This is a genomic window from Sphingorhabdus sp. (assembly GCF_046292425.1).
GTDB lineage: Bacteria > Pseudomonadota > Alphaproteobacteria > Sphingomonadales > Sphingomonadaceae > Sphingorhabdus_B.
The window spans coordinates 37,789-49,011 of sequence record NZ_JBKBQV010000014.1; the positions used below are offsets into that span (position 1 = coordinate 37,789).

The window sequence follows — 11,223 nt, forward strand, 5'->3', positions numbered from 1 at the left end:
AATCCAGCCCTGCATGTCCGCCGCTCTTTCGAGCGGGCAGTCGGCAATCAATCCCTCGATCACGCGCAAGTCAGCAAGATTGATGTCGTCGCCGCGCTCTCTGATAATCGCCAATGCGTCGCCAAATGGGTCAGATTTCATTGTGCGGCTGCCAATTGAACGACGTCTGCGCTGCCTTCGCCCGTCGCAAAGCGTCCCCACGAATCCATCAATCCACGGCGCAGATCGAAAAAGTCCGTGCGCTTATATGCCGCTTCAACGGCGTTCGGCACGGCATGGGCAAGCGCGGCCTCTGCAACATCGCCCGCAACGGACGTTTGATCGGCTGCCCAGTCTCTAAATGTCGAGCGAAAGCCGTGCACGGTGCAATTCATGCCCATATCGCGCAGGGTCTTTGTCAGCGCCATGTCAGAGAGCGCCACGCCTTTACCATTGGGAAAAATATGCTCTGTGTTGCCGCGTCTAATCTGTCGCGCCTTTTCGAGCACGGACAGTGCTTGCGGCGATAATGGGACGCGGTGCGGTTTCCGCATTTTCATCCGTTCGGCAGGAATAGTCCAAATGCCGCGCTCGAAGTCGATTTCGCCCCATGTTGCGCCGCGAATCTCGCCGCTACGCGACGCGCAAAGAATTGCCAATTGCAACGCAAGAGCGCCCATGCTCGTTTTGCTCGCAAGTCGGTCCATATAAGCGGGCAAGTCTTGATAGGGCAGGGCATCAAAGTTCCCCTTGGCGGGTTGCTTTGGCAAGCGTTGCGAGATTGCCTTCGCGAGCGTGCCTTCAAATAGGCCAGCATCGGGCCGCGTGAAGCCAAGCGTCTGAATTATGAGCGTGCGCAGCTTGCGTGCAACTTCGGGCTTTGTTGTCCAGATCGGACGGAGGCAATCGGCAATGCGGTCCGCGTCAATGGTTTGGACCTGCAGTCTGCCCATTGTGGGGTAAACATAACTCAAAAGCTGCGAACGCTTTTGCTTTTGATTCTTGGGGTCGCTTACCTTTGCCGCAAGAAGCCCCTCTGCAGCCTCTCTGAACGTCCACAGCAGCTTTTCAGGGGTATCCCAAAGGGTTCGCGGGTCTCGTCCATCCACAAGCGCTCTGCGCACTTGCCACGCCCTGTCGCGCGCCTCTGCCAGTTTGAACATTTTTGCGCTGCCGATCCCATAATCGCGGCGTTTGTTGTTGTGTTGGACTCTGGCAACCCATGACGCTTGCCCCGGCTTTCGCACGAAAAGAATTAAACCGTCGCCGTCGCTGTGACGTCCGGGTTGATCCATTAATGTCTTTACCTTCGCTGCAGTAAACTTTCCCATGGGCCTGTTCTCCTGATCCGGAGCCAGTTTGGATTTTGCAATGTCCTACGGCTCGTCCCACACTATATGCGCGAATGTGAACGATTGTCAACGGACAGGGACGGAAAGAAAAATCGCGGAAACGCGAGGATTCAAGCCAAAAAGCTTGCTCCCTAAGCGGGAGGTTGAACAGCGATGAACAGAAAAATGGCTCCCCGGGAGGGATTCGAACCCCCGACCAATTGATTAACAGTCAACTGCTCTACCACTGAGCTACCAGGGAACGGCCCGATATCCTCGGGCAGAGGCGCGCCTATAGCAGCGCTTTTTCGGCTTTGGCAAGCGCCCATTGTCTGTTCAGACAATAAATTGTTCCATCGCAATGCGATCGTCGAGGGCATGTTCGGGATCAAACAACAAAGTCAGGGCCCGGTTGCGGTCTAGTGCCACCTCAACCTGCGCAATATCTCGGATTTCGCGCTGATCTGCGACTGCGCTGACGGGTCTTTTGCTGGCGTCCAATATATTTATCTTGATGACATAGCGGTCGGGCAGGATCGCGCCTTTCCAACGGCGCGGCCGAAAGGGGCTGATTGGCGTGAGCGCAAGTAAAGATGAATCGAGTGGAAGGATCGGTCCATTTGCTGACAGATTATAAGCCGTGGACCCCGCTGGTGTCGAAACCAATATGCCGTCGCAAATGAGTTCAGGAATAACCGCCCTTCCGTTGACTGAAATCTCCAGCTTCGCGGCTTGACGGGTTTCGCGCAGCAGCGACACCTCGTTAATTGCGGGCAAGGTGAATTTCTGCCCGCCGATGGTCGTAATCTCTGTCGTAAGCGGGCGCACAGAAAAGGACTTTGCACGTTGCAGTCGGCCCGGAAGGTCATGCAGGTCCCAGCCGTTCATCAGAAAACCGATGGTGCCGCGGTTCATGCCATAAGCAGGGATGTCCCGGCGGCTTTCCAGCAACTGATGCAAGACCTGCAACATGTGGCCGTCGCCGCCAAGTACAATCACTGCATCAGCGCTGTCGAGGGCGACAAACTCATGCACCTCCCTTAAAAGGGCCTCTGCCTCCCGCGCTTGCGGGGTGGCCGATGAGATTATGGCAAGTTGCATATATTGAGTCATCCACCTGTTGCATTCATATGTCGCGCGAGCCGCAGATCGGGCTGCGCAAGCTGGGTTTCGAAATCGTGCCGCTGAGGTTTAAGCCGCAGTGCTGTCTGAAGCAAATGGTCGACGTCGCACGGCGTACCACTGCGCAATGCGGTGCGTAAGTCGACATGAAGCTCCGAGCCGAGACACATGTATATCTTGCCATCGGTTGTCAGGCGAATACGGTTGCATTGGTCGCAGAAATTGTGGCTCATTGGCGTGATTAAGCCAATCCGCAGATTCAAAGGCTCAACGCGCCAATAACGGGCAGGGCCCGCGCTTTTATGCGCTAACGGGTGTAGATCATATCGTTCACGCAAAGGTGCAGTAAATTCATCCAGCGACAGGTAACGTTCTTCTCTTTCCGAGACGCCAGCGCCCAGGGGCATGGTTTCAATAAGCGTCAGATCAAATCCATGTTCGGCGCAAAAGGCAGCCATGGGCATAAGCGCGTCTTCGTTCTCGCCCTTAAGCGCTACCATGTTGATCTTGATGTCCAAGCCATGCGCGCGTGCGGTGTGGATTCCTGCTAACACCCTGTTGAGATCACCACCCCGGCTGATGCGACGAAACGCTTCCGAATCCAGGGTATCCATGCTGACGTTAATCCGTTTCATGCCTGCCGACGCTAGATATGGCGCGAACTCTTCCAATCGGCTCCCGTTGGTAGTCATTGTCAGCTCGTCGAGATTTCCTTTTTGCACATGCTGCCCCAACGCTTCTATCAGCACCTCAATGTCTCGCCGGACGAGTGGTTCGCCGCCTGTAAGGCGGACTTTCCGGATGCCATGTGCAATGACTCGGCCGACAAGGACCATGATTTCGTCATAGGTCAACAAGTCCCGGTGGGGCAGAAAGCTTTGCTGCTCAGGCATGCAATAGGAACAGCGGAAGTTGCAACGGTCGGTAACCGAAATCCGTAAATAGTCGATTTTTCGTCCGAAACCGTCGATCATTTCCGCGATGTAAGCTGAAAAGCCTGTGGGACAAAGCTGAAATAAACTGAGGCAATGGTTCGGAAAGCTTTCCTTGCTATAGCAGCGCGGTGAATCATCGGTCCTCAACATTTGCCACAACAAAATCGCGAGCGCGTTTCCCCATGCGTCGCGCCCGCGATGCCCGCGAATGGATGTCTGCTGCTTCTGACGGGCCGGCAACGATGCTTTTGCTAGGTATCAAAGATCTTAAACAAATAAACGAACATATGGGACGCAGTGTCGGCGACAAAGCTATACGCCGCGTGGGCGAACAATTGCGCGCATTTGCTGCACAGCAATTATCGCCTGTCAGCTTTATGGCGCGGATGCCAGGCCGGGAATTCATGCTGGTGGTTAAAGGCAACGACGTGGGCCGCCACACCGAACTCGCAGCCCAAAAGCTCTTGGAAATGGTGTCGTCCAACTTGGGCGATGCCGACGCGCCTTTGCATGTTAGCGCCCGTGTAGCGATTGCATTGTCCCAGCCGGGGGAAAGCAGGCAGCAACTTGTCTCGCGTGCTACCCAAGCCCTCGCCGACGCATATGAGCGCAAAGGACAGCGTTTTGTCATTGCAGACAGTAGCAAGATAGCAGTGTCGCCCGACCGCGCAAAATTGGACGCAGCTATGCGTTCGGCGCTGGCACAGCGGCAGATAGCAATCGTTCTTCAGCCCCAGTTCGAAGTCGCGACTGGAAAACTTGTAGGGGCAGAGGCGTTGGCACGGTTGGTTCATCCCGTGCTGGGCGAGGTGAGTGCTGGGGATTTATTCGCTTCGGCGGACCGCTGCGACCTGCGCGAGGAACTGTCTTACCATATTCAGCAAGAAGCCATCGCGATTGCCGCGAAATGGCCTGCTGCTTTCGGGCATTTGCGGCTTGCAGTGAACCTTGGTGCGGAGGAAATGACTGATCATTACGGCGCAAGGCTGCTTCAATCGCTGACTGACGCTGGGTTTCCCCCGAATAGACTTACGCTAGAACTGACGGAAGAGAGCCTTGTCCGCGACCTGCAATTGGCAGCGGGGCAGCTTGAATTGTTGCGCAGCAAGGGAGTTCGTATTGCTGTCGATGATTTTGGCACAGGATATTCGAGCCTTGCCTATCTCAAGGCACTGCCGCTTGATTATCTCAAGATTGACAAGGGCATGACACCAGACATTGCCGGCAATGGCAAAGACCGGATCATTCTGCGTGCCATCATCGCAATGACCAAGGCACTTGGCTTGCTTATAATTGCAGAAGGCGTCGAGAAGCCCGAAGAGCTGGAAATGCTTAAGATCGAAGGCTGCGATTATTTTCAAGGGTTTCTGCGTGCACCACCGCTTACCCCGCAAGAATTCGCAGCAATGGCGCGCGATTTGGTCTAGCCGGATTTGCGGGCCAAATTGGCGAGGCCGCGGGACAGTTGTAGACAGCCATTGAGCCGCGCTGCTGGGTCGCCCCACACACGGTTGATGACCAGCTTGCTATCTGGCCGAAGCTTCGCCGTTTGGCCAAGCTTGTCGACATAAGCCAGCAACCCAGCGATATTCGGCGGGCTATCCTGATGGAAGCTGACCAAAGTACCGCGCGCGCCGACTTCGATTTTGGCGACCTGCGCGATGAGTGCGTTTTGCTTGATCTGAATAAGCTTGAGCAAATTCTGCGTTGGTTCCGGGATTGGACCAAAGCGGTCAGTCATTTCGGCGGCGAAGCCCTCTACGTCTTGGCTTTCTTCGAGATCGTTCAAGCGGCGATAGAGCGCCATGCGGACTGACAGGTCGGGGACATAATCCTCTGGTATAAGAATTGGTGCGTCGATAGTGATTTGCGGCGAGAAACTGCCGCGTGGTTTTGCCAGTCCTTGCGCGCCGGCACGCGCTTCCAAAATAGCTTCTTCGAGCATGGATTGGTACAATTCAAAACCGACTTCTTTAATGTGGCCAGATTGTTCATCGCCAACAAGATTGCCCGCACCGCGAATGTCGAGGTCATGGCTCGCAAGCTGGAAGCCCGCGCCGAGGCTATCGAGATCCCCAAGTACTTTCAGGCGCTTTTCCGCAGTCTCGGTCAGTATGCGGTTGGGTTCGTACGTGAGATAAGCGTAAGCGCGCGTTTTTGACCGGCCGACACGTCCACGTAGCTGGTACAATTGCGCCAGTCCAAATCGGTCTGCGCGGTGGATGATCAGGGTATTGGCGCTAGGGATGTCTAATCCGCTTTCGACAATGGTGGTCGACAAAAGCACATCGTAACGCTTTTCGTAAAATGCACTCATGCGTTCCTCGACTTGAGTCGGCGACATCTGGCCATGAGCAGTTACAAATTTAACTTCAGGTATTTCAGTGCGCAAAAATTCCTCGATCTCGCTGAGGTCGGTAATGCGCGGCACGACAAAAAAGCTTTGTCCGCCACGATAATGTTCGCGCAACAGCGCTTCACGCAATACGACCGGGTCCCAAGGCATCACGTACGTCCGCACTGCTAGCCGATCGACCGGAGGGGTCTGAATAACGGACAATTCGCGCAAGCCCGACATTGCCATCTGCAGTGTGCGCGGAATTGGCGTCGCCGTAAGCGTCAGCATATGCACGTCGGTCTTGAGCGCCTTCAGCTGCTCCTTATGGTTGACGCCGAACCTTTGTTCCTCATCCACAATGACGAGGCCAAGCCGTTTGAACTGGAGCGACTTGGCGAGGACAGCATGCGTGCCAATAACGATATCCATCGTCCCGTCAGCCAATCCCTCACGCGTCTTGTTCGCCTCTGCGGCAGGCACTAGGCGCGACAACCGTCCAAGCTTTAGCGGCAGGTCGCGGAAGCGGTCCGCGAAGTTCGAATAATGCTGTCGCGCCAAAAGCGTTGTCGGTGCAATGACCGCGACCTGCAGGCCGGCCATCGCTGCAGCGAATGCTGCGCGCATTGCAACCTCCGTCTTTCCGAAACCGACGTCGCCGCAGACCAGACGGTCCATTGGCTTGCCAGCGGATAGATCCTGAAGCACTTCTTCGATTACCCGCAACTGGTCTTCGGTTTCTTCATAAGGGAAGCGGTCAACGAAGCTTGCGTAGGCGGGACCATCAACTTCTATGACGGACCCAGGCCGCAAGGCGCGTTCGGCAGCGGTCTTGAGCAATTCGCCGGCAATCGCACGGATGCGCTCTTTCAGCTTTGATTTGCGTCTTTGCCACGCTTCGCCGCCCAGTTTGTCCAGCGAGACATGCTCGCTGTCCGAACCATAACGCGAGAGCACATCAATATTCTCGACGGGGACGTACAATTTGTCGCCGCCAGAGTAGGTCAGGGCGACGCAGTCATGCGGGCTGTTACCGACGGGGATTGAAATCAACCCCTCATAACGGCCGATGCCATGGTCCTGATGCACCACTAGATCGCCGGGGGTAAGCGCCGCCAGCTCTGCCAGAAATGCATCAGCGGACTTCCTCCGCTTCTGCCGCCGCACAAGACGGTCGCCAAGCATGTCCTGTTCGCTTAAAACGACCAGATCTGGCGTGGTGTATCCATGATCCAGCGGGAGAACGACCATGGCCGTGTTCCCGGCCGCGACACCCAAGGCCTGCTGCCAGCTATCCACTTCGACAATTGGCGGAGCTTTATGGTCAGCAAGCAAGCCCTTTAGCCGTCCCCGCGCACCAATAGAGTAACTGGCGATTACCGTTTTGGTCTTGGCCGCGTGGAGCGATTTGAGATGTGCAGCGACTGCTTCATAGACATTCGCCTTTTGGGCACGTTCAGGCGCGAAATCACGCGCTGCGCCAATGTCGAAATCGATGATGCTTGCGGAGTCGGGTTGTGAGAATGGCGTGATTAGGTGGGCTGCGTTATCTTCAAACAACTGGTCGAGCTCATTACCGCTCAAATAGAGCATTTCTGGCGGAAGCGGTCGATAGCTGCCGGGCTCAGCTGCCTGGGCCTTGACGCGGTTCTCGTGGTAATCGGTGATGGAATCCAGTCGCGACTGACCCGCTGAAATCGCGGCGCTGTCGCGGATCACCAGAGCATCCGGCCCCAGATGATCAAAGATCGTCGCCATACGCTCTTCGAACAAGGGCAGCCAATGGTCCATGCCCGAAAGTCTGCGGCCTTCTGACACGGCCTGATATAACGGATCGCCCGTTGCGGTAACGCCAAAGCGGTCGCGATAGCCAACACGAAAGCGCTTGATGGCGTCCTCGTCCATAAGGGCTTCTACGGCAGGCAAGATGTCAAAATGTTCGACCTGATCAATGCTGCGCTGGTCCGACGGATTGAACCGGCGGATACTTTCAATCTCGTCGCCAAAGAAATCGAGACGAAGGCCAACTTCGCTTCCCGCCGGAAATAGGTCTACTATGCTGCCCCTAATGGCGAATTCGCCAGCGTCAGCGACGGTATCCACACGGAAATATCCGTTCGACTGCAACAATGATGCAAGCCGCTCACGGCTGATTTCACGGCCAGCAGTCAGGCGCTCGCCGGTCTGGCGAATGCGGAACGGCGTTACATATTTCTGAATGACAGCGCCAATGGTGGTGACCACCAGCTGCTTCTTTTTTGTCGGCTGTTGAAGCGCCTGCAACGTCGACATACGCTGCGACGTCACGGATACTGAGGGTGAAGCGCGGTCGTAAGGCAGGCAGTCCCATCCGGGGAGGATCAAAATTTCAATTTCGGGCGCGAAAAAAGGCACGGCATCGGCAATCGCGCGCATGGCCGATTCATCTGGCGCAATATATAGTGCGCGTGTTTTTGCGGCACGTGTCAGGTCGGCGAGCAGCAAAGGCACGAAACCATTTGGCACGGACGCGAGCGTCAGCGATTCTTTGGCATTAATGATGCGCTGCAGGTCAATCATGACTTATGCGTGCTAAGCCCTTCCGGAAGCGATATGAAATCAAGCCGCATAAGCTTGTCCATCAGTGGACCTGCAAATGCCGGATCTGGCTCTACTGTTCCCAATGCCCATGCCATTATGTCTACATCCTGTTCATCAAGCAGGCGTTCAAACCATTCATATTCGACTGCGCCCCAACCGGCCGAACAATGGTCAAAAAATCCGCCGATCATGGCGTCCGCTTCACGCGTCCCCCGATGGTGTGCACGATAATGCAGTTTGCGACGATAGGGGTCGGCGTCCATGTCACGCGTCCTTTAAGCTTCTGGTGGATTATGATTTGCGGGTTATAAGCGGCCCTAGTCATGCGCCCCGATATACTCAATCCGTTATTTGCAGAAGTACGTGCACTCAAGGGTGTCGGTCCCGGCCTCGCAAAGCCGTTGGAGCGGCTAGGGCTCGAGCGAGTGAAGGACATTCTGTACCATTTTCCCAATAGCTGGATGTATCGCAAGGCGGTGTCGCGGTTGGATGTTGCCGATGTGGGCCAAAACATCATCCTCACCGTGACAGTTATGGATCACCGCGGTGGCAGCAGCCCGCGCGCGCCATTACGGATCTTCGCGGCGGACCCGGACGGCAATTACATTACATTGACCTTCTTTGGTCGGAATGGCGGTTGGGCGCGCAAGCAGCTTCCAGTTGGCGAAACGCGGATCATTTCGGGCAAGCTTGACCGTTACGGCGACGAGCTTCAGATGGTGCATCCCGATCATGTTGTCCCGATCGGCAGTGACGCGTCGCCGGGCCTCGCCGAGCCAATTTATCCGCTTTCTGAAGGCTTGAGCAATAAACGGATGGGGCAATTGGCAGCAACGTCGTTGCAGGACGTGCCTGATTTGGTCGAATGGATTGAGCCTACATTGTTATCCAGTCGTGGCTGGTCAGGATGGTCCACATCCATCAGCACAGTGCACAGCAAGGATGATCAAGGCGCGCGGGATAGGCTGGCTTATGATGAGCTATTCAGCAACCAGCTTGCGATGCGTCTGATCCGCGCGGCGATGGACAAACGGACCGCGGTGCCGATAGGCGGCGACGGGTCTTTGGTATCAAAGCTGCAACTGCCATTTGCCCTGACAGGCGCTCAAAAACGCGCCATTGCCGAAATTGAAGGCGACCTGGCCCAATCGCGACCCATGTTACGGTTACTGCAAGGCGACGTTGGCGCTGGCAAAACAATGGTGGCGCTCATGGCGCTGTTGCGCAGTGTCGAGGCGGGTATGCAATCCGCGATGCTGGCGCCTACGGAAATACTCGCGCGGCAGCATTATGCCAGCCTTCAGAAGCTGCTTTCCGGCTTGCCCATCAACATCGCAATCCTTACCGGCCGCGAAAAGGGCAGCTTGCGCGAAGCCACACTGATGGGACTGGCCGATGGTTCGATCCATATTCTGGTGGGCACGCATGCGATATTTCAGGAGGCCGTAACTTATAAAGCGCTCGCCGTGGCGGTGATTGACGAGCAACACCGGTTTGGCGTTTCACAGCGGCTTATGCTGTCCCGCAAGGGCAGGGGCGTGCCACATTTGTTGGTAATGACTGCAACGCCGATCCCACGGAGCCTCGCGCTTGCCGCTTATGGCGAAATGGATAGCTCCATTCTCGATGAATTGCCGCCCGGACGGACGCCCGTTGAAACCAGAGTGATGTCCCAAGACCGGCTTGCCGAGTTGGTAGATGGCGTGGCGCGTCATCTGGCTGCCCGCAAGCAGGCCTTTTGGGTGTGTCCCTTGGTTGAGGAAAGCGACAAAAGTGACCTCGCCGCCGCAGAACAGCGCGCCGAACAGCTTCGCCTGCGCTTTGGTGATCAGGTTGCACTTGTCCACGGACGGATGCGAGGCCCCGAAAAGGATGCTGTCATGGAGCGCTTTGTGGCAGGCGAGACGCGCTTGCTCGTCGCGACAACCGTTATTGAGGTGGGCGTCGACGTTCCGAACGCCAGTCTCATGGTGATTGAGGCAGCAGATCGCTTTGGTCTGGCTCAACTGCACCAATTACGCGGGCGAGTTGGTAGGGGATCCGAGAAATCGACGTGTATTCTGGTTCGCAGCACGCAGATCGGGGAGACAGCAAGAGCGCGCTTGGCGCTAATGCGGGAGACAAATGATGGCTTCCGTATTGCCGAAGAGGATCTGAAATTGCGTGGTGCTGGCGAGTTGCTGGGCACGCGGCAGTCGGGTGAGAATCCATTTCGGGTAGCTACCCCCGAACAGGTGCGCGAGCTCATAGGGATTGCGGCAGATGATGCACGGTTATTGCTTGACCGCGACGGGGGCCTTGATGGCCCGCGCGGCCAAGCGGCGCGAATAGCCCTCTATCTGTTTGAACGCGATGCAGGCGTTGCAACGCTAAGGGGGGGTTAGCGACTTTTTGGGCCAATCATCTCCAACAGCGCCAAAAAGTCGGGTAGACGCAATACGCGTTCAAACTGTAACCCGGCACGCTGTTCCACCGTCCAAATAACAAGCGCCTCGATACGGCCGATGACGGGCAACCGCAGTTCAACTCGCTCGCCGCGTTCATAGCCAGGGTTATCATCGATCATAAAGCCGTGGGCGGACACATTTACGATATGAATCGTTTTGTCGCCATGTCGTTTGCTTTCCGCGATAACCTTGTGGTTTGCGCGATGCCGGGCCGCCCTGCGAAAGTCCATATCTGAATTCTGTAAGGCTTGCGCCATATTCCAGTACCTCGTGCCCTTGTTGTCTCCAACATCCAGTTAGGTGCAAGTTACGAATATTTGGTAAAATTAAATTTTACGATGGGCCTGCCGTTTATACGAAGTTGATTAAACCGTGTTTTTTCTTTCCGGCCGAGATTTTTACGGGGGTTTCGCGCGCGGAAATAACCGATTCTTCGTCAATTACCACATCACCATCAATGCGCGCACCGCCACCCTGAATCATCCGGCGCGCTT

General features: G+C 55.9%; 8 protein-coding genes and 1 tRNA gene. 2 read left to right on the forward strand and 7 right to left on the reverse strand.

Going from position 1 to position 11,223, the window contains the following annotated elements:
- Positions 1 to 137: 137 nt before the first annotated feature.
- From ACK4S7_RS04860 to moaA, 4 genes are all read right to left on the reverse strand, one after another.
- Positions 138 to 1,310, reverse strand: coding sequence for a tyrosine-type recombinase/integrase (locus ACK4S7_RS04860; protein WP_409644869.1), 1,173 nt, complete (start codon positions 1,308 to 1,310; stop codon positions 138 to 140).
- A 187-nt stretch (positions 1,311 to 1,497) separates the two neighbouring features.
- Positions 1,498 to 1,572: transfer RNA gene (locus ACK4S7_RS04865), tRNA-Asn, on the reverse strand.
- A 74-nt stretch (positions 1,573 to 1,646) separates the two neighbouring features.
- Positions 1,647 to 2,423, reverse strand: a complete 777-nt coding sequence (locus ACK4S7_RS04870; RefSeq protein WP_409644871.1) for an NAD kinase — start codon at positions 2,421 to 2,423, stop codon at positions 1,647 to 1,649.
- The gene (moaA, locus tag ACK4S7_RS04875; RefSeq protein WP_409644878.1) at positions 2,420 to 3,406 is read right to left on the reverse strand and encodes a GTP 3',8-cyclase MoaA; all 987 of its coding nucleotides are present in this window, start codon (positions 3,404 to 3,406) and stop codon (positions 2,420 to 2,422) included. The genes ACK4S7_RS04870 and moaA overlap by 4 nt, the downstream gene beginning before the upstream one ends.
- 143 nt (positions 3,407 to 3,549) lie before the next feature.
- On the opposite strand from moaA, the gene ACK4S7_RS04880 reads away from it, so the two are divergent.
- Entirely contained in the window at positions 3,550 to 4,794 is a 1,245-nt protein-coding gene (locus ACK4S7_RS04880; protein WP_409644872.1) for an EAL domain-containing protein, read from the forward strand.
- Here the strand turns inward: ACK4S7_RS04880 and mfd are convergent.
- On the reverse strand, positions 4,791 to 8,261 hold the full coding sequence (gene mfd, locus ACK4S7_RS04885) for a transcription-repair coupling factor (protein ID WP_409644873.1): 3,471 nt from the start codon (positions 8,259 to 8,261) through the stop codon (positions 4,791 to 4,793). The genes ACK4S7_RS04880 and mfd overlap by 4 nt on opposite strands.
- Positions 8,258 to 8,545, reverse strand: a complete 288-nt coding sequence (locus ACK4S7_RS04890) for a succinate dehydrogenase assembly factor 2 (RefSeq protein WP_409644874.1) — start codon at positions 8,543 to 8,545, stop codon at positions 8,258 to 8,260. Before ACK4S7_RS04890 ends, mfd begins: the two co-directional genes overlap by 4 nt.
- Positions 8,546 to 8,605: 60 nt before the next feature.
- On the opposite strand from ACK4S7_RS04890, the gene recG reads away from it, so the two are divergent.
- Complete coding sequence (recG, locus tag ACK4S7_RS04895; RefSeq protein WP_409644875.1) at positions 8,606 to 10,666, forward strand: ATP-dependent DNA helicase RecG; 2,061 nt, start codon at positions 8,606 to 8,608, stop codon at positions 10,664 to 10,666.
- On the opposite strand, the gene ACK4S7_RS04900 is transcribed toward recG, so the two are convergent.
- Positions 10,663 to 10,986, reverse strand: a complete 324-nt coding sequence (locus tag ACK4S7_RS04900) for a PilZ domain-containing protein (protein ID WP_409644876.1) — start codon at positions 10,984 to 10,986, stop codon at positions 10,663 to 10,665. The two genes, recG and ACK4S7_RS04900, sit on opposite strands and share 4 nt — an antisense overlap.
- Positions 10,987 to 11,223: the final 237 nt, after the last annotated feature.